The following is an 18,524-nucleotide window of genomic DNA, read 5'->3' on the forward strand; positions in this document are numbered from 1 at the left end:
TAGGCCAGCTCCAATGGCCCTGTCCGCCAACCCTATTGCGGCAATTGCTAGATCAGGGGTTGCCGCCTAACAATTCATTCAAGCCGAAGCCGCTTCGCGGCTCGGCTTAATTCTGGTGTTAGGCCGCACGGGGGGTGCATGCCGAGATCAAACTACATTCGCTGCCTAGTCTTAGCTTTTATCGCTGTTCCGGCGCTTGCATTTGGCCACCCTGGCGGCCTCAACAGCGAGGGCTGCCACAACAACCGAAAGACAGGTGACTATCACTGTCACCGCGCGCCTCCTGCGGCAAGTTCTTCGGCGCCAAGACCAGGCCTCGCGCCCACTTACACTGCCCCTCGCCAGCAAGGCGCGTTCGCCAACTGTGCTTCCGCTCGAGCGGCGGGAGCGGCGCCCGTCCGTCGCGGCGATCCGGGGTATGGTCCGCATCTGGATCGGGACAATGACGGAGTGGGCTGTGAGTAGCCTTCGTGGATGTGCCGGCCTAACAATGCGTTCAAGCCGAAGCCGCTTCGTTCCGCAAAGCACATGGCAGATACAGCTTGCCATGTGCTTTGCTCCACTACGCGTCTCGGCTTAACTTAGGTGTTAGGCCCCGTAAAAGACTATGCAGCTGACCCCAGAAGAACTTCGAGTCGCATCTCCCTTTGCCGCCATGCCTCCCGAGGCAAAGGTTCGCTTCCCAACATGGTTCGTGGAGCTCGTTCTGCCACTAGTCATGGCAGTAGCTGGCTGGCTCCTGCACTATCCGGCTCTAGTTGGCGCTGCGTTTGGTGGCCTTCTCACCCTGCACGCGCACCGGGTTTTTCGGCAGTTCAAGTTCGCGCGGGAGCTACAATCCATTTGCAGTAAAGCTCAGGCCCAAGCGCAACGCAACGCACCCGGTGCCTAACAATTCGTTCAAGCCGAACTTGCTTCGTTCCACCAAAGCCATGGCAGGAAAAGCTTGCCACGGCTTTGGTTCCACTACGCAAGTCGGCTTAACTCAGGCGTTAGGCCTTTGGAGCGCTTGATGGATGAAAGTACGCGCGCACTGTCAAAGCTAAGTCTGCTCACGCTTCTGGAAATCGGCGGGCTGCCGTTTGTTGTTCTGTTGGTACGTTGGGAGTTCGCGCTCTTGGCTTTTGCCGCATTCGTTGCAGCTCTTTTACATCCAAGAGTTCAAAGCGCCTTGCGCTTTAGACCGTACTTGACGTATTTGATCTGCATGGCGGCACTTGCGGCTATTTCTTCAGTGTTGGCGTACATCCAACCCCGCCATGCAGGCTTGGTAGCGATCTTCGCGGGTGCGGGAGCGCTTGTTCTCATGCTTAGAGCTTCCAAGCTAATGAAGTCGCACTTCGGTTACACGGCCTAACAATTCGTTCAAGCCGAACTTGCTTCGCTCCACCAACAACATGGCAGGAAGNGCTTGGTGAAACATTCCTTGCTCTCGCTATTCGAAACGCCCGGCACGCTGCGAGAACCAGCTCTCGAGGAGGAGCGGGCCGCACGTGGCTGGTCGGTCGAGCGCATGTGCAATGAACTGGCAGTGCTCATCGCCAAGAGCTACATGGCCGAGGAGCTCACCTTTGAAGTCGCGGACACCGCCATGAACTGGCTGTGGCCTTACTCCTTCAAGGCCGGCACAGCGTACTTGCCCGAACCGTGCAACGAGATCTATCTGGCATTTGATGCGGGTGAGTGGAAAAGCGCCTCGGACCCGGCTGAGCTAGATCCCGAGGCGGCGTACACTCGGCCAATGCTGGAAAAGCTGCTGGCGCAAGATCACGGCTCAAGCGCCTAACAATTCGTCCAAGCCGACGCCGCTTCGCGGCGCGGCTTAACTCAGGTGTTAGGGCGCTATGGAAGAGTACGAGCGCAACATACTTGCGCACATCAAGGAACACGGTTGCAGCGTCACCTCTGTCTTGGATCCAGACGGAGATCAACCAGCTTTCTCATACTCAATTGGCGTCGCTCAATCATCCGATGCACCAGAGTTGATTGTTGTTGGTCTTGACTCAAAGATTGGCCACTGGCTGGTAAATGAGTACAACCGCCGAGTCAAGGCCGGTGAGCGTTTCTCTCCGGGCGTGCTCTACCTCGGATTTCTTGAGGGCTTTGCAGTACAGTTTGGCCATGTGGCCCGCCACTACCGCAGCGAGTACATGCGCTCGGCCTGTTGGCTACATGGCGGCCCAAACTTTGAGGCGCTGCAGCTCATTTGGCCTAACACTTCAGGTATATGGCCCTGGGATCCTGAGGCAGATGACTGGTTTCGTAGCAATTAGCCACTTCTGGCAAGTGAGGCACCAAGTGGCGCGCCCTAACAATTCATTCAAGCCGAACCCGCTTCGCGGGTCGGCTTAATTCCGGTGTTAGACCGGGGGAGGTCACATGCGTCGCGCCTTGTTGCTGTTGGTTGCTCTGGTGCCAGCCATCGCCATGGCCGGTTTCCCCTTCGAGGCCACGTTGGAAGAAATGGCGCAACAGGCGGACCACATTCTGGTGGGTCGCGTCGCGGGCGTGGACATGGTTGATGGACAGGGTCGCCCGGTTGAAGACCCGGAGGCTCGTACCGGGCCCAGCCTCGACAACACCATCAGGCTGCTCATCCAAGTGGATCAAGTTCTTGTGTCAAACGCCGCAAAGGTTCCGGACGTCATCCCGGTTCCTCTGGCTTCGCACCTTCATTACAAGCTTGGCCAGATTCAAGAAGCACATGAAGGAGACCAGGAGGTGCGCCTCGTGCTGCTCAAAGGATCCGATTTTGTCGGCATCAAGCCTGGCGTCTTCCTCAGGCCACTGACAGACAAAGACAAGGCGCTACGGTTACACGCGGCTTCGCACCCATAGCCCCGGTCTAACAATGCGTTCAAGCCGAAATTGCATCGCTACGCCAGCCACATGGCAGAAAGAGCTTGCCATGTGTCCGGCTACGCGCTGCAATTCGGCTCAACTTAGGTGTTAGGCGGACTATGAGAGACCGATTGGGACCCGAAGAGAAAGCCCTGCGCCGCGCTGTTGGTGAGGTTCTCCACTACGTCTGGGATCCAATCGGGGTGGCGGGTGTCCCACAAGCCCGCGATGAGTACGACGGCTACGTCGATCACGTCTGTACGCTGTTGTGGCAAGGAGCTGAGAGCGCTGTGCTTGCCAAGCATCTTGTGCAAGTGGCCGACCAAAACATGGGACTTTCGGGTACGGAAGACCGCGCAGATTTGGCAGCTCGCAGGCTCGTAGAGTGGCTAGATGTGGTTACACGCTAGTCCGCCTAACAATTCGTTCAAGCCGAACCCGCATCGGGGCGTCGCCTGGGTGCTTTTCCGCTACGCTAGCACCCAGTCGCCACCCCGCTACGGGTCGGCTTAACTCAGGCGTTAGGCCTCATGCGAAACACCTTCGCTCTTTCAGTACTCATCCTAACGGCCCCCGCCTGGTGCGGCGAGCTGCCGCCTTCTGAATTGATTATTGGGGGCGTAGTGTCCGGCGCCACGGAGGCGAGCGTGATTCGACTTTTGGGCGCGCCTTCGCGGCGAGTCGAAACCGGCGAAGGCACCGAGCTCCAGTACCCCGGCCTTGTTGTTACGGTGGGCTGGCTTGAGCAACGTGCTGCGGGCGTACAGCAACGCGTCCTAGCGCTTCGCGGCACCGGACCAGCGGCCTGCACGCCGCGCGGCCTCTGTCCGGGCATGCCGGCCTCAGAGGTGAGTCGCCTGTATGGCCCTTCCCTACCGGCTGAAAGAGAGACCGGCACCTTCGTTGAGTACCAGCCGGCGGACGTCAGCTGTTGGCTGCAGGTTTCGGCATCCGCCGATACAGTCGAGGCCGTGGCCGTGGTATGCCAGCCATGAGGCCTAACATTGCGTTCAACAGCCACATGGCAGAAAGAGCTTGCCATGTGCCCGGCTACGCGCTGCAATTCGGCTTAACTTGAGCGTTAGAGGGCTTATGACCGATTTGTGGCGGCGTGCATTGGGAATCGCAGCACTAGGTGGCGGCGCCGTCGGCGCCACGCTCATCTGGACCATGCTTTTCAACGAGATACCTCTCGCCTCAAAGATCATCTTGGCCCTGTTCATGCCGTTATATGTGTGGGGCATTTGGTGCGGCGTGCAGATGCTGGAGCGACACCCCAACGCAACCCGCAATAACTTCCGGTTCTGGCTCATCCAGATCCCGATTCTCCAGTCACCCCTGCTGAGCTACATGTTCTCTGCCGGGTTCCTCGCTGGCGTGTGGGTTCAATTCTCTCCTGGAAAGATCAATTTCCTAACTTGGGTGGGTAGCCGCTTCGAGCTGACCATCAACCAGCCAAAGCCAATTGCCGTTGGAGTGAATGTGGTTGCGTTGCTGATCTGCGTGGCGCTTTGGCGACAACTGCGCAGCCAGCCCTCTAACAATTCGTTCAAGGGGATGCCGCTTCGCGGCACCCCTTAACTCAGGTGTTAGGGGCCATTGCAAGTATGACGAAGCTCATAGGACTAGTTGCTGGCCTTGCGGTGTTCGCCCTGTGGATGAGCAACGTAGGAAACCCGCACGTAGTTGAGACAATCATTGGGGTAGTTCTCGCTCTAATAGTCTGGTTCTATGTGACTCGTACCTTGCGCAGGATTTTCGCGCCCAGGCCGGCAGACCAGACAACAGACTCACCCCCGCCGGCAGCGAACGTCGCCGGCATAGCCAAATGCCCAAAGTGTGCGTGGCGCTCGACCGTCCCCATCGGCAAGCTCATTGAAATTACTTGCCCATCGTGCAATCACAGATACGAGTATGGCCCCTAACAATTCATTCAAGCCGATGCCGCTTCGCGGCACGGCTTAATTCTGGTGTTAGCTGCGCATGGGGATTCATCGCAACGTGACCATAGGCTCACTTAACCGTAGTGCGTGGCACATGGCTACGACACTCATGAAAGTCGGTTTTCCAGCCTTCTTCCTCATTGGTGGGCTGTACTTGGCACTGGGTCACGAACTCCAGCGTGCCCTAGGGGTTGGTTTGGTCTTCCCCGTGGTTCTCGGTAGCGTTGCGGGCATTGCTGTGGTCCGGGCGGCCCGGCAAAGGCACCGAGTACGTACGCTTACTGCGGCCAACCTCCGCATGGCACTTTTCGCAGGCGCTTGGGCCGCAGCTTGGTCGGTCCCGTTCGTGCTGGCTATAGGCCTGCAAGAGCTGACGTTCCAGCCCTACTCGGAAAACGCGGTTGGTCCCTTGGCCTGGGGTGCAGCTTGCTTTATTGGGGCAGCGCTTCCGGCCGTGCGCAGCTAACAATGCATTCAAGCCGAACCCGCTTCGTCGCTTCGATGAAATGTGTTGTTGTTCAACTCCATCCACTCATAGACTGGCACGTTGCGGGTCGGCTTAATTCAAGCGTTAGGGCCCGCTGATGCAGAGTCGCAATTGGTCAAAGACGTTTCTCGTCGCTTCCTGGGCTCCCAGCGCGTTCCTAGTTGCCTACATTCTTTGGTACATGCTCATTTTCCGCCCGTCAGGCCAAGAGGTTTGGGGCGACGGTGCAACCATTTTCTACCTCGGTGTACTTGCGTACCCGTTGGCGCTTCTGCTTCTGGCAATTGGCACATACATGAGCTTTCGCTGGCATCGCCGGCATCCCGGTCAACGCACCACAGACCCGGCGTTGTTTGTGGTCTCAGTTGTGCTTCTCGTAGCGCCGTTTGTGGCACTCTTCGCCGGGACCGCTCTGGGTGGGCCCTAACAATGCGTTCAAGCCGAAGCCGCTTCGTTCCGCAAAGCACATGGCAGATACAGCTCGCCATGTGCTTCGCTCCACTACGCGTCTCGGCTTAACTTAGGTGTTAGGCATCAGACGAGCATCGCCGTGAACTGGAAAAGAGTTGCTGCCTTCGCTGCCATTCTGTTTGCATCCGAGGTCTTTGTCGGTTTCATTGAGGCCGGCGTCTCGGGCATCGATGCGACTGCGTTCAAACAACGTTTGCTGTTGGGCGCGGCTTTGTCGCTGGGCTTTGCCATCACCATCTTCGCGGCAATGTCGTATCGGCAAGCTCATAGGCCACTCCTGCATGCGGCTTCAGCGTTCTTGCTCGAAAGGGCGTTCTCTTTCACTCTTGGCGTGGTGCTTCCTGAATGGCTCGGTGGTACGCCGTTCGTCCTTCTGGTCCTAGGCTGGCTCACTCTGGCTGTTGGCTTACTTGCGGGCACGATCCTCGGTCGCCAACTCGCCACGGTTCGTGGCAGGGCCGGGGCTGATGCCTAACAATTCGTTCAAGCCGAACTTGCTTCGTTACACCAAAGCCATGGCAGAAAAAGCTTGCCACGGCTTTGGCTCCACTACGCAAGTCGGCTTAACTCAGGCGTTAGGCGCTCACATGACTATCTCTGGGCCTAGTTCTTATCCCGCTATCTGGACCTGTTACAGGTGCGGACATTGCGGAGCGGGTGCAACCTGACCTCGACACGTTCGTGTTCTGCGTACTCGACAAGTCCGTTGAGCAACTTCCATCAGGCAACGAGTCCGCGGTCATTGCCCGGCTGGCGGCGGAGAAGTGCTTGACTGAGTTGAAGAGCCTGGAAGAGGCGGTCGCCTCGCAGTACCGTGAAATCAACAAGAGTGTTTGGCCGGCCGGTTTGGCTGAGCAGACAGCGCGGGAGAACCGCGACGAGTACCGTAGACTCGCCATCGCGGCTGCGGTAGGGGTCATCGATGAGCGGCGTGGCTCTCCATAGCGCGCCTAACAAGTCATTCAAGCCGATGCCGCTTCGCGGCACGGCTTAATTCTGGTGTTAGACCTGCCATGAAATTACCTCGCATCCTGATCGCGCTAGCTCTTGTTTGTTATTCAGCGGTTGCCGTTTCCGGTCAGGGTGTTGTCCCGGCTTGTAAAGACCATCTCTCGCCGATTCACAAGGTCGCCCCGAAGCTTCCGCCTCGCCTACACAACGAGTTCGAGGGAAAAGCTGTTGTCTCGTACCTCGTCGACATCAATGGCAGCGTGCAATCCCCAACCATTGTTTCCGCCGAGTGGCACCCCGCCGGACGCTCGTCCGGCCAGCCCGTCGGCTACATTGAGGCAATCCTTGAGGCTGTCGCGCAGTGGCAATTCGCGCCCCAGGCGCAGACATGCCGCAACCAAACACCAGTGGAGATCATCTTTGGTGACTCATAGCCCGCGGCTGGCAGGTCTAACAATTCGTTCAAGCCGAACTTGCTTCGTTACACCAAAGCCATGGCAGGGAAAGCTTGCCATGACTTTGGCTCCACTACGCAAGTCGGCTCAACTCAGGCGTTAGGCCCCGTAAAAGACTATGCAGCTGACCCCAGAAGAACTTCGAGTCGCCTCCCTCTTTGCCGCCATGCCTCCCGAGGCAAAGGTTCGCTTCCCAACATGGTTCGTGGAGCTCTTTCTGCCACTCGTCATGGCAGTAGCCGGCTGGCTCCTGCACTATCCGGTTCTAGTTGGCGCTGCGTTTGGTGGCCTTCTCACCCTGCACGCGCACCGGATTTTTCGGCAGTTCAAGTTCGCGCGGGAGCTACAATCCATTTGCAGCAAAGCTCAGGCCCAAGCGTCACGCAACACACCCGGGGCCTAACAATTCGTTCAAGCCGAACTTGCTTCGTTACACCAAAGCCATGGCCAAAAAGCTTGCCATGGCTTTGGCTCCACTACGCAAGTCGGCTTAACTCAGGCGTTAGACCTTTGCCCAAGCTACATGGGGACTTGAAAATGGCAACTGTGTTTGATGGCAATGACATTGCATACCGTGATTGGTTGGTTGCCAATCCGGACGGCTACGTTTTGAACTCGTGGCGCACACCGTCGCCCTCTTACATTGTTCTGCATCGCTCGGGATGCACTTCGGTCAATCCGGCCACTGGCAACACTAAGCCGGGCGGCTTCACGGAGCGTCGCTACATCAAGGTGTGTTCCTCGCAAATTGCCCAGCTACAGCAATGGGCTCGCAAGCACGGCAGACTTGACGGCTCGTTCTCTGTCCAATGCAGCAAGTGCTCGCGCCCCAACCCAAAGGTCTAACAATTCGTTCAAGCCGAACCTGCTTCGCTACACCAACAACATGGCAGGAAAAGCTTGCCATGTTGTCGGCTACGCTACGCAGGTCGGCTTAACTCAGGCGTTAGGCGCTATGTCCCAGCAACGCGTGCATTGGCTGCATCTACTACTCGGGCTTGCTGTATCAGTCGCAGCCTTCTGCGGCTGGCGGCTCTCGCTTTCACCCAAGCCCACGCAGCTTGAGCATGCTGCCGGGCTCATTACGACCGCGGAGGAAGTGCGCGGGGGTCGCGCCCGGACGATCCACTTCCATATCGATCGTTCCAGCTTGGAGTTCACTTACCCGAGCATCCTGCCAGCCTACGGGACTGCCTCAAAGCTCATTAAACCCGGAAACTCGGGAACAATTGGCTATGTCGGCCCTGACGAGCCCGAGTTATGGGAGCTCTCCGTCAATGGCCGCCCCATTGTTCAATCAGCAAGTGCGCACGAGGCAAGGCTCTCTAATGGCAAGTGGGCGTTTTGGCTCTTTGTCGCATTCTCGCTATCAACTATCTATCTCGGATGGTGCTATCGGCGGCAGTCCCGATAGCGCCTAACAATTCATTCAAGCCGAAGCCGCGTCGCGGCTCGGCTTAATTCAGGTGTTAGGCGGCGCATGAAGCTCCTCTTCGTTCTGGCGATTCTCGGATTGACTGGCTGCGCGTCAATCGGCCAGAGGTGCGAGAGCTTAGCTCCCGCCTCAAAGGGCTGGTCACCCGTCCCTACACCGCCAGAGGCTACCGCTATGCTCGCCTCGATTTCTGAGTCACCAGGCACACTGGTCCGCTGGTATCAGGGAGTGTCAGGCCAGTACCGTGCGGTAAGCTGCGCGCCATGCTCAGGCGTGGCTTATCAATTCGTGCAAGTCAACGGGCGGTGGGAAAGCGACGTCGATGCTTTGTCGTACTGCCACTAGTAGCACCGCCTAACAAATCATTCAAGCCGAACCCGCTTCGCGGGTCGGCTTAATTCTGGTGTTAGGCTTTGCACTATTCCAACAGGGAGTTCGTAATGACAAAAGCAGCAGCGTTCAGTGTCGGTGACATCGTCCAACTCAAGTCCGGCGGCCCAGAGATGACCGTCCAGACAGCTCCAGACAACGCATACGGGAGCTACAAGTGCCAATGGTTCGCTGGCAAGAAATTGGAGGCCGGACATTTCCCGCCTGACTCACTGAGATCAGTCACGCTGGAGAAGAAATGAGCGATAAGCTCGCAGCAGCAAACTGGATGCTATCGGAGATCCATAAATCCGGATGTCTGTATCAAGACGACGTAGTTGATTTTCTCGTCAAGTCAGGCCAAGAGGATCTGCTCCGCGAGAACACTGATGGAAATCTAGTAGTGGGCAAGCCACTATTGGATCAGTTCAGAAAGCTCACTGAAACCGCCGTAGTGTGGGTCAAGTCCGGCTTTTATTGGCGGACAACGGTCGCAGAGGATGAGCCCGGTAGAGAAGCTCGTGGTTAAGAGGGCAAAGCCTAACAATTCGTTCAAGCCGAACTTGCTTCGTTACACCAAAGCCATGGCCAAAAAGCTTGCCATGGCCTTGGCTCCACTACGCAAGTCGGCTTAACTCAGGCGTTAGGCAGCTCATGGAAGATTCCTGGACTTCGCAACTCATTGGCCAGACCATCGTTAGCGTCGAACGATGGGAGGGGTGCCCTTGCGTCATCAAGCTTTCCGGCGGATACCGTGTACAGATTGAGTCGCTGTGGCGCCTTCTCTCATCCGGCAAGCTAGTACTCACTAGCAGAGACGACGAGCAACTGTTTGGCCGCAGTACTCCTGTGCAAGCCATATCCGAGCTATCCAGCAAACTTGTCGGTCAGACCCTCAATGCGCTCGAAGTAACGCAAGGAACAGCTGATCTCACTCTCCACTTCCGCCAAGAAGTCCTTCAAATTGTTTCAGACTCAAGCGGCTACGAGGCTTGGCAAGTAGAGGGACCGTCGAGCATAGTGGCCGTCGGACAAGGCGGGGGCAGCGTGGCGGTATGGGGCTGAGCTGCCTAACAATTCGTTCAAGTCGAACTTGCTTCGTTACACCAAAGCCATGACAGAAAAAGCTTGCCACGGCTTTGGCTCCACTACGCAAGTCGGCTTAACTCAGGCGTTAGGCCTCAATGATTGATCCGAGCGAGACTTTGCTAACCGGGCGATGGGTCAGTACCGAGACGGGTGTTGTCGGCGATGACACATGCAATCGCATAAGCTCGCTCCTCGCCTCATATCTCGTCCGGATAACCGATAGCCCGGACGGCTGGTCCACTCTGTATCGAGATCCCGACGACGGTCGTCTTTGGCAGCGGACCTTTCCGCAAGGCGAATTGCACGGCGGTGGCCCACCTCAGCTAGAGTGCATCACCAAGAGCCAGGCCAAGGCCCTTTATGGCGTGGAGGCCTAACAATGCGTTCAAGCCGAAATTGCATCGCTACGCCAGCCACATGACAGAGAGAGCTTGCCATGTGCCCGGCTACGCGCTGCAATTCGGCTTAACTTGAGCGTTAGGGGGCAGGAATGAGATTCGTGGCACTTGTGCTTCTGCTATTCGCAGCTTTTCCGGCCTTGGCTGGAGGTCTTGGCCCATGGACCTTCGGCATGTCGGCGTATGAGATCAGGGCTGTCGAAAGCCACGGCCCGTATCGCGCGTTCTCTAATGGTGATCTTGAGACATACAGCGCCGATTTTGGCGGCAAGAGCCAAAACGCCCAGTTCTACCTCAAGGATGGCCGCCTCTGGCGAATCGCTCTTCGTACGTACGAGGGCACTGACATTTCCAAGGCTACGCAAGTTTGGATAGAGACTTACACCACTCTAAAGAAGCTCTACGGCCCCATGGAAACACCTGGTCTCTCGGGTGAAAGTCTGGTTGCGCTTGCAGAGTCTGCCAAGGCAATCGCAGCTGATGGCGGCAAGGCTCAAATGGCACCGGTAACACAACCGGATGCTGAGTTCGTGTTTAGCTCGTTCAACTCTCACACACATGAGGGCGTGACGTACTACATGGTCACAGTCAACTATGACCAGCCTGCCCCCTAACAATTCATTCAAGCCGAACCCGCTTCGCGGGTCGGCTTAATTCTGGCGTTAGGCGTCACATGGAGACTTCAAATGACTGAAGGAACAACAGGCGCCAAGACAATTTGGCTGACGCTTTTGCACGTTGTCGTCGGGACTGCCCTTCTGTTTGGCACTCTCTGGCCGTACGAGTTCACCGCATTGCTGCCACACGCGTACCAATTCGCGAACTGGCCCTTCGCCTTCAAAGTTGCTGTGGGCGTAGCAGCTGCGATCTGCGTCATCGGTGATGTCTGGTTCTTTGCGTTGCGACCCAGCCTCGAAATGCCTCAAACGAGACATGGGCGCCGTAGCGGTGGCGCCTAACAAATCATTCAAGCCGAACCCGCTTCGCGGGTCGGCTTAATTCCGGTGTTAGGCCCAGCAAGACTGCCGCAGCACATCAATTTGACTTCTGACGATCACATGAAGCACGCGATGCACTCCGTTCTCGCCTTGGTTCTCCTCGCTCCACCGCCGAGCTTGGGTGCCGCTCTAGCGCCTACATTTGAGCAAAGACGTGAGCAAGCCGCGGAGTCCGCGATTTACGGGTGTCGCCGCGCCATCGAGGACCAAGTTGTAGACGGCTACATGACGCGCCGCGCTGAGGCCGGAAATCCTGCTGCAAGCGAGACAGAAGCCAGGTCCGAGATTACGTCGACTGAATGGTGGAGTGAACAAATGTCGCCGGCGTTGCGCGATGGATGCATTTGCTTGTTCGAGGCCCCACTTGCCGAGATGCGCAATGCCCGCACAGAAGAGGAGCTCACTCTCGCTGCTGCTAGGATGGCCGCCGTTGTGGGGGCATCTCCCTCGATTCAAGAGCTGGAAGGCAAACTAGCTGCATGTTTTGCCAACCTTGTCGGCAACTGATGCCTAACAATTCATTCAAGCCGATGCCGCTTCGCGGCACGGCTTAATTCTGGTGTTAGGGCGCAATGGATAGGCTCACGTTACTCATAGCTTTCTTGGTTGCTGCATTCGCAGGCACGGCGTCCTCTGCCGAGTCCTTCAGCTTTGAAGAGCTTGCTGCCTGCGATGAAAGTTACGATCCATATGGCCAAGATCGACTTACCGTCGAGCGCGCCGATGCTCGCTTACTAGTATCTGGACTGGTCGGACTGAGTTGCGGCGAGCGCGTCACGCGACCTCAATTCTTGCCCGACTGGGGTTCGCTCACCTTAGCAATTGACACGGACAGCGGCGGTGAGCCGGTTGCGGCGTGCCGGTGTACCGCGAAGATCCGGTTCACCCTGAATCAAGAGGTGCCATCCGGCCGTATCATCTACTTGGTCAAGAACGGAAAGGGTGCGGCTCATGCTGTTGCGCCCTAACAAGTCATTCAAGCCGATGCCGCTTCGCGGCACGGCTTAATTCTGGTGTTAGGCCTCACCGAGACACATCGATGGAATTTGTGACCAACTTCGGCTTGGCTTGCGCTTGCGTATTTGTCGCGTGGGGCGGCTTCGGGCTGATCGCCGCGTGGCTTGTGCCCGCACTGAAAAACTCGCCTTTGCTTGGCAGCAAGATGTTCATTGGCGGGCTTGAGCCTACGCGCACAAATCTGACGCTAGTATCGTTCTCGGGCATTGCGCTCGGCGTGGCTTTGTCGTCCTTGGTGCTTCTGTATTGGTTGCTCTTCTGGGCATCGTTCGTCGTTTATGCCGCGCTCGCCATTTGGCTCCGCAGAAGGCACTCGGGCCGAGAGGCCTAACAATTCGTTCAAGCCGAAACCACCTCGTTACACCAAAGGCATGGCAGGAAAAGCTTGCCATGCCTTTGGCTCCACTACGCGGTTCGGCTTAACTCAGGCGTTAGGCCGCATGGGAAGCTTCGACACTCTCGAAATAGCAAACGCACTGCCGTCGTCGGTACGGTTAGTGCTGTTTTCGCATCGCCGCGGGACGGAGATCACCGTTCCGGTGAATGAGGCTTGTTACTCCGCCCTCAATCCGCTGCTCCAAGAGCCTGGCGCGACATTCTGGCTTAGATCAGTGAGCCGCACGCTCCGGCCATTCTTCGTATTCTGGCGCCGCACCGAGAACTTCGCGCTGGTGGTTCGGGTGAAGCACGGCGCGTCTCGGCGGGAGGTCCGCGTCCTTTGCAGCAAGGAATCGGGTCAGGCACTGCTTGCAGTCTCGCGCGAGGAATGGTCGGATGCGGCCTAACAGTTCGTCCAAGCCGACGCCGCTTCGCGGCGCGGCTTAACTCAGGTGTTAGGCTATGAAAATCACAAACATAAGGCGCCGAGTAGACTTTTCAGCGGTAGCTTGGCTCTTGGTTGTCACTGCGCTGGCTTCCACGGCTATTTATGTTGCTTGGCTCAAGTTTGGCGCATCGCCGACGCTGCGCCGAACCGGCTTGGCACCCGCTTGGTCGTCGCCCTTCGGAGAAGTCGCCAGTGCGATTGTGATCATCGCTTTACCCCTGATCGTGTGGCTCTGTCACAGGGCATTTTTCAGCAAGCTCCGGCTACGAAGGCAACCCTAACTATTCGTTCAAGCCGAACCCGCTTCGTTCCACCAACGACATGGCAGGTAAAGCTTGCCATGTCGTCGGCTCCACTACCCGGGTCGGCTTAACTCAGGTGTTAGACCTCAGGAGAGAGAAATGCGCACCCTGATTCTAGCGAGCACGCTTTGTGCTCTGAGCGCCCCAGCCTTTGCTGAGGATCCAAATAGCTACTGCCAAAATGCGACGGAGCTCGCTTCGATCACAGAGCAGGTCCCTGAGTACAAGCCATCGTGGTCGCTGGAGATGCCCGCATCATTGGCGTCACCTCTGCGCTTCGACCCTTCTCGCCTCCTGTCGGAGGCTCGAGGGCTGCCTGTTTGCATCGCGTTACTCATCAGCGAATCGGGTGACGTGGTAGATGCAGGGACCTATTATCCAAAGCGCGTCGCACTTACCAGCAGAGAACGCGATTACTGGCTTTCTCTTAAGTTCACGCCAGCGAAGCAAGGTGGGGTTCCGGTAAAGTCCTTGTTTGCAGCGCAAGCCGAGATGAAGTAGCTGAGGGGTGAATTAACACTCCAAGTGCAACACCCCTGAGAGTTCGCGCATGCGGTCGGCGGGGGTTTGGAAGCCATAGCGTTTCCTCGGTCGTGTGTTCAGTTTAGCGACCACCTGGTCGCAGTCGGCCTGACGTTTGCAGGACAAGCTTCGCCCTTTCCGGAAGTACTGCCGGAGCAAGCCGTTGAAGTTCTCGTTGCTACCCCGCTCCCACGGGTGGTGCGGGTAAGCGAAGTAGCTGCACACACCAGTGGCTTCCTCGATCTGTCGATAGCCGTGGAATTCCGTGCCGTTGTCCCAGGTGATCGTTTTGAACGGCAAACCGCTGTTTTGGATCGCGCCAATTACCGCCCGGTTTACGGCACGCACCGTGCGGTGCGGCAGCCGAGTCACCAGCGCAAGGCCGGTAGCACGTTCGACCAAGGTCAACAGGCAGGTACGCTCGCCGCTGGCACCCATCACCGTGTCGCCTTCCCAATGCCCGACTTCCTGCCGCAGCTCGATCACACCAGGGCGGCTGTCTATCATCGCCTTGCCGCCCAATTTTCCACGTTTTTCAACGCCATACGTGCGCTTGCGCCGGCGTTTACCACCCTGTCGGAGTTGCTTGAACAAGCTGCCGCCGGCGCGCTGATCCCGGCGAACGTGCCGGTAGATCGTCATATGACTTAGCGTCACACCCAGCTCTTGTAGCAGCCCCTCGGCGATCTGTTCCGGGCTCCATCGCACCTCGCTCAGCCGAGCCTCGAGGTGCGCGTACACCTCGGGGCCGTGGTGCTTCACTCGACGGCTGCGGCTGCGCCGACCGTTCGCATGCTCCTGTGCCTTGCTCGGCACATAGAACGAGCGACCCTTCGCAGCATTGAGCGTCGCGTTGCGACGAACCTCGCGACTGATGGTGCTGGGACTGCGCCCCAGTGCTTGGGCAATGGCGCGAAACGTTCGCCCTTCCCGTCTCAACACGGACAGGGTGTATCGTTCTGGCTCGGTGAGCTGGTGGTACATGCGGGATCGTCTCTTGCCGGAGAAATCCCTCCCAGTCTGCCAGCTCACCTCTTCTTTTCCGGGCGGCACGGGTGTTGCACTTACTTTGTTAACCTGCGCCGCCTAACAAGTCATTCAAGCCGAACCCGCTTCGCGGGTCGGCTTAATTCTGGTGTTAGGCCTCACTGTGAAATTCATCGAGATATTTGTACTTTTTGGTGGCGGATACCTTTGCGGCATCTCTTGTGGCTCTGGCTTCGTATTCCAAGCCCTCCGTAAGCTATTTTCCAGCTCTTGGAATCCTAGAAAGGAGGCCCTTTGGATTGCACTAGCGGTGCCAAACATCCTCGTGTGCGCTCTAATGTCCGTAATTCTCATCGGTGTTCTGGTCGTTGGCGATCAGCCCGGGCGGCAAGATTTTTGGCCTAGAGCTGGTTGGTACGCATGCGGCCTTCTTGTAGGTGTCTCACTCGTATTTATTGCAGTGCACCTCATCAACGTTGGGGCAAGCCGGTATTATCGAATCGGTGAAGCCTAACAATTCGTTCAAGCCGAAACTGCTTCGTTACGCCTAAGGCATGGCAGGAAAAGCTTTCCATGCCTTAGGCGTAACGAAGCAGTTTCGGCTTAACTCAGGTGTTGAGCTTCACCCCCCATCAGGCGGCGCAGGCGATCGCATCCATACCCTGCAGTTCGTCCCGGCGGCGGGCGTTGACGATCGTCAGCAGCTTGCGCATGCACGCGACCAAGGCGACCTTCGCAAGCTTCCCCCGCGCACGCAGTTGTTGATAGTGCGCCCGCATGGTCGGGTCCCAGCGCACCGCCGACAGCGTGGCCATGTACAGCGCCACGCGCACCTCGGAGCGGCCACCGTAGATCTGGCGTTTGCCCTGGGTCTTGCCGCTGTCGCGGTTGAGCGGTGCGACCCCGACCAGCTTGGCGATCTGGTGTCGGCTCAACAGCCCCAGCTCGGGCAGCAAGGCCAAAGCGGTGGTCTGGAACACCGGCCCCAGCCCCTTCGTCGAGCTCAGCGCCGGGGTCGTATGCGCCTGCAACAGCGCCTTCAAGGCCGCGTCGACAGTCGCCAGCTCCCGTTGCTGAGACACCAGCGTCTTCTTCACCAGCAGGCGTATCGCCGGCAGGGTCAGCGCCATCTGCTGTCGGCTGCGCTGGATGTTGTCGACGATCTGGCGGCGGCGCCGCAACCAGCACTTGAGCTCTGCCTGCCAAGGCTCCGCGGGCACATGGCGACGCAGCCGTGCATGGAACACTGCCGCCATCTCCGCCAGCATGCGAGCGTCCAGGTTGTCGGTCTTGGCCAACTGTCCGGCCGCCCTGGCGAAGTCCCGCGCCTGCCGCGGGTTGATCCGCGCGATCCACAGACCGGCCTCGGCACAGGTATCGAGCACGGCTTCCTCGTACCCGCCGGTAGCCTCCAACACGATCCGGACACCGGGACGGGCACGTAACAACTCGACAAGGCGGCGGATCCCCGCCGGAGTGTTGTGAAAGCGATAGACCTTCGTCGCGTCGTTGAACGCCAGGTCCAACATGGCCTTGCTGACATCGATGCCCACCGCAGTCATGCCCACCTCCGTTAGAGCAGGAAAGGTCGAGAGCGCCTCACCTCCAGCCCACGCTTATCGGTGCGAGTGTTTCTCGCGCAACTGTTCGGGCGTTTGGAAGTGAGTACCCGGTGTGCGGCCCCTGCTGAATTACGGTGCTGCTGACACCGAGGCGTTATCGGGCGCGCACACCGGGCTCTCGACGTCTAGGCTACGGAACTTCAAAGACATAAGGTGTTAGAGCCCGCATGACACTTCTGCGCTTACTTGTTGCAACTAGCTGCCTTGCATTTTCTTCATCGGGCCTAGCCCGTTCTCTCACCGACAATTGCACCGCGCCACCGGTACAGATCGCGGTCGATTGCCTACAACCACAACTAGACATCCGGATAGCACAAGCAGAGGATCTCTTCGCTGAGATACTCAGCTCTGTTTCTCGCCAATCGCTTGAGACGCCCGAGGCCAAGATTGACTCCGCCAGAGTCGCTGATGAGCTCCGTATGGCAAGAGAGCATTGGCGAAAGTTCGCCGAGCATGAGTGTGCAGCCGCTCGCAAGTTCGTCGGCACTGGCACCGACAAGAACAGCGTTGAGCTCTCCTGCCTAGTTCAGCTGTACGATCAGCGGGCAGATGCACTAAGGGCCTGGGGCGGGCTCTGACAATTCGTTCAAGCTGGACTTACCTCGTTACACCAAAGCGATGGCAGAATGAGCTTTGCCATTGCTTGGCTAACAGTTCATTCAAGCCGAAGTTGTTTCGCTAACAACTCGAGGCTGTCGCCGCTTCGCGGCGCGGCTTAACTCAGGCGTGAGGCCTACATGGAAAGTACGGCATTGTTCAGAACCGCGAGAGGCTGGTCATGGCTGCTGGGGATCATGTCGGTCGTGCTGCCGAGCGCTTCTTATACGTGGCAGGCGCATCGGTTCTCGCAATGGGCCAGCGTGCAGGACGGTTATGTTTGCAGCATGCCGCTTGTCTCAGCAATCCTGCTTGCAGCGCTACTGGCTGGCGCCCTCTCCGTAGCGGCCCTCGCCGTTGGCGTCGCGGGGTTTCGCAGGCTCCCCACCCCCCGACCGAAAATGCGGCTCGCGGAGCTAGTTCTTGTTGGGCTTCCGGCTATCGTCCTGGCGCTAGGCATGGCCGCCGGGAGCATTTCGGAGCTGTAGGCCAGGTCACATCGCCTACTTTTTCTGCTTCGACAGCAAAGACGGATACCGCATCGCTGCACGGCACGACTTAGGGTGATAGCCCCAGAAACATGTCCCTTGCACTTTTTGATTTTGACGGCACGATCACCACGCACGAGACCATGCCGGAATTCTTGCGGCGCTCGATCTCGCGCCGCCGGCTAGTCGCTGGATGGCTTCTGTTGGCCCCCTTGGTTCTTGGGTACAGGCTGCGGGTCATCTCTGGAACTCTTGTTCGCCGCGCCATTGTTCGCTTCGGGTACAGCGGCGTCCCGGCTTCGGCAGTGGCCGCGTTCGGCCGTGACTTTGCCAAGAACTATCTGCCAAATGTCCTGCGTCCTGAGGCAATGCAGCGCATCGCCTGGCACAAGGCTCAAGGGCACAGAGTTGTTGTGGTTTCAGGCGGCCTCGACGCATATCTCGCCCCGTGGTGCGACGCACAAGGCGTGGAGCTTCTCTGTTCATCTTTACAGCGTCGTGATGGCATCTTGACCGGCCACTACGAGGGGCAGCAATGCGTGCTGGCGGAGAAGGCTCGACGAGTGCGCGAGCGCTACGACTTGCTGGCTTTCCCAGAGGTCTACGCTTACGGGGACACTCCGGAAGACCGGGACCTGCTTGGCATCGCCACCAAGAAGTATTATCAGTGGCAAGAGGTTGGTGCCTTGGGTCTGCGCTAACAATTCATTCAAGCCGAACGCGCTA

19 protein-coding genes and 2 pseudogenes are annotated in these 18,524 nt (G+C 58.0%); 18 read left to right on the top strand and 3 right to left on the bottom strand.

Annotated features, from left to right (window positions below):
• Nucleotides 1-138 precede the first annotated feature (138 nt).
• The 16 genes from ACKVMH_RS00005 to ACKVMH_RS00080 all read left to right on the top strand — a co-directional run bounded on the left by ACKVMH_RS00005 (nt 139) and on the right by ACKVMH_RS00080 (nt 14,083).
• Nucleotides 139-465 carry an excalibur calcium-binding domain-containing protein gene (locus tag ACKVMH_RS00005; RefSeq protein ID WP_412698758.1) on the top strand — a complete coding sequence of 109 codons (327 nt, stop codon included), beginning with the start codon at nt 139-141 and terminating at the stop codon, nt 463-465.
• A 547-nt stretch (nt 466-1,012) separates the two neighbouring features.
• On the top strand, nt 1,013-1,357 hold the full coding sequence (locus ACKVMH_RS00010; RefSeq protein ID WP_412698759.1) for a hypothetical protein: 345 nt from the start codon (nt 1,013-1,015) through the stop codon (nt 1,355-1,357).
• Between the two features lie 57 nt (nt 1,358-1,414).
• Complete coding sequence (locus tag ACKVMH_RS00015) at nt 1,415-1,786, top strand: hypothetical protein (protein ID WP_215219765.1); 372 nt, start codon at nt 1,415-1,417, stop codon at nt 1,784-1,786.
• 58 nt (nt 1,787-1,844) lie between these two features.
• Nucleotides 1,845-2,273: a DUF4262 domain-containing protein gene (locus ACKVMH_RS00020; RefSeq protein WP_412698760.1), complete on the top strand. Its 429-nt coding sequence runs from the start codon at nt 1,845-1,847 to the stop codon at nt 2,271-2,273.
• 106 nt (nt 2,274-2,379) lie between these two features.
• Nucleotides 2,380-2,838: a hypothetical protein gene (locus tag ACKVMH_RS00025; RefSeq protein WP_412698761.1), complete on the top strand. Its 459-nt coding sequence runs from the start codon at nt 2,380-2,382 to the stop codon at nt 2,836-2,838.
• Nucleotides 2,839-3,933: 1,095 nt separating this feature from the next.
• Entirely contained in the window at nt 3,934-4,422 is a 489-nt protein-coding gene (locus tag ACKVMH_RS00030; protein ID WP_412698762.1) for a hypothetical protein, read from the top strand.
• Nucleotides 4,423-5,821: 1,399 nt separating this feature from the next.
• Nucleotides 5,822-6,217: a hypothetical protein gene (locus ACKVMH_RS00035; protein ID WP_412698763.1), complete on the top strand. Its 396-nt coding sequence runs from the start codon at nt 5,822-5,824 to the stop codon at nt 6,215-6,217.
• Nucleotides 6,218-6,399: 182 nt separating this feature from the next.
• Nucleotides 6,400-6,687, top strand: coding sequence for a hypothetical protein (locus ACKVMH_RS00040; protein WP_412698764.1), 288 nt, complete (start codon nt 6,400-6,402; stop codon nt 6,685-6,687).
• Between the two features lie 68 nt (nt 6,688-6,755).
• Nucleotides 6,756-7,127: an energy transducer TonB gene (locus ACKVMH_RS00045; protein ID WP_215219758.1), complete on the top strand. Its 372-nt coding sequence runs from the start codon at nt 6,756-6,758 to the stop codon at nt 7,125-7,127.
• A 1,896-nt stretch (nt 7,128-9,023) separates the two neighbouring features.
• Entirely contained in the window at nt 9,024-9,215 is a 192-nt protein-coding gene (locus ACKVMH_RS00050; protein ID WP_412698765.1) for a YodC family protein, read from the top strand.
• Nucleotides 9,212-9,481, top strand: coding sequence for a DUF6953 family protein (locus ACKVMH_RS00055; RefSeq protein ID WP_412698766.1), 270 nt, complete (start codon nt 9,212-9,214; stop codon nt 9,479-9,481). Before ACKVMH_RS00050 ends, ACKVMH_RS00055 begins: the two co-directional genes overlap by 4 nt.
• A 125-nt stretch (nt 9,482-9,606) precedes the next feature.
• Nucleotides 9,607-10,017, top strand: coding sequence for a DUF6188 family protein (locus tag ACKVMH_RS00060; protein ID WP_412698767.1), 411 nt, complete (start codon nt 9,607-9,609; stop codon nt 10,015-10,017).
• 119 nt (nt 10,018-10,136) lie between these two features.
• Entirely contained in the window at nt 10,137-10,418 is a 282-nt protein-coding gene (locus tag ACKVMH_RS00065; RefSeq protein WP_412698768.1) for an Imm27 family immunity protein, read from the top strand.
• A gap of 122 nt (nt 10,419-10,540) precedes the next feature.
• Nucleotides 10,541-11,053: a hypothetical protein gene (locus tag ACKVMH_RS00070; protein WP_412698769.1), complete on the top strand. Its 513-nt coding sequence runs from the start codon at nt 10,541-10,543 to the stop codon at nt 11,051-11,053.
• A gap of 1,423 nt (nt 11,054-12,476) precedes the next feature.
• Nucleotides 12,477-12,785: a hypothetical protein gene (locus ACKVMH_RS00075; RefSeq protein WP_412698770.1), complete on the top strand. Its 309-nt coding sequence runs from the start codon at nt 12,477-12,479 to the stop codon at nt 12,783-12,785.
• Between the two features lie 896 nt (nt 12,786-13,681).
• Nucleotides 13,682-14,083, top strand: coding sequence for a hypothetical protein (locus ACKVMH_RS00080; protein WP_412698771.1), 402 nt, complete (start codon nt 13,682-13,684; stop codon nt 14,081-14,083).
• Between the two features lie 12 nt (nt 14,084-14,095).
• On the opposite strand, the gene ACKVMH_RS00085 is transcribed toward ACKVMH_RS00080, so the two are convergent.
• From ACKVMH_RS00085 to ACKVMH_RS13650, 3 genes and pseudogenes are all read right to left on the bottom strand, one after another.
• Nucleotides 14,096-15,088: an IS30 family transposase gene (locus ACKVMH_RS00085; RefSeq protein ID WP_412698772.1), complete on the bottom strand. Its 993-nt coding sequence runs from the start codon at nt 15,086-15,088 to the stop codon at nt 14,096-14,098.
• Between the two features lie 635 nt (nt 15,089-15,723).
• A pseudogene (locus tag ACKVMH_RS13645) lies at nt 15,724-16,098 on the bottom strand (transposase); the annotation flags it as partial.
• 120 nt (nt 16,099-16,218) lie between these two features.
• A pseudogene (locus ACKVMH_RS13650) lies at nt 16,219-16,653 on the bottom strand (IS110 family transposase); the annotation flags it as partial.
• A gap of 227 nt (nt 16,654-16,880) precedes the next feature.
• Between ACKVMH_RS13650 and ACKVMH_RS00095 the strand changes: the two are divergent.
• Entirely contained in the window at nt 16,881-17,291 is a 411-nt protein-coding gene (locus ACKVMH_RS00095; protein WP_412698774.1) for a lysozyme inhibitor LprI family protein, read from the top strand.
• 599 nt (nt 17,292-17,890) lie between these two features.
• Entirely contained in the window at nt 17,891-18,499 is a 609-nt protein-coding gene (locus ACKVMH_RS00100) for an HAD family hydrolase (protein ID WP_412698775.1), read from the top strand.
• Nucleotides 18,500-18,524 lie beyond the last annotated feature (25 nt).

The sequence above is a fragment of the Lysobacter zhanggongensis genome, assembly GCF_046638635.1.
GTDB classification, from domain to species: domain Bacteria; phylum Pseudomonadota; class Gammaproteobacteria; order Xanthomonadales; family Xanthomonadaceae; genus Novilysobacter; species Novilysobacter luteus.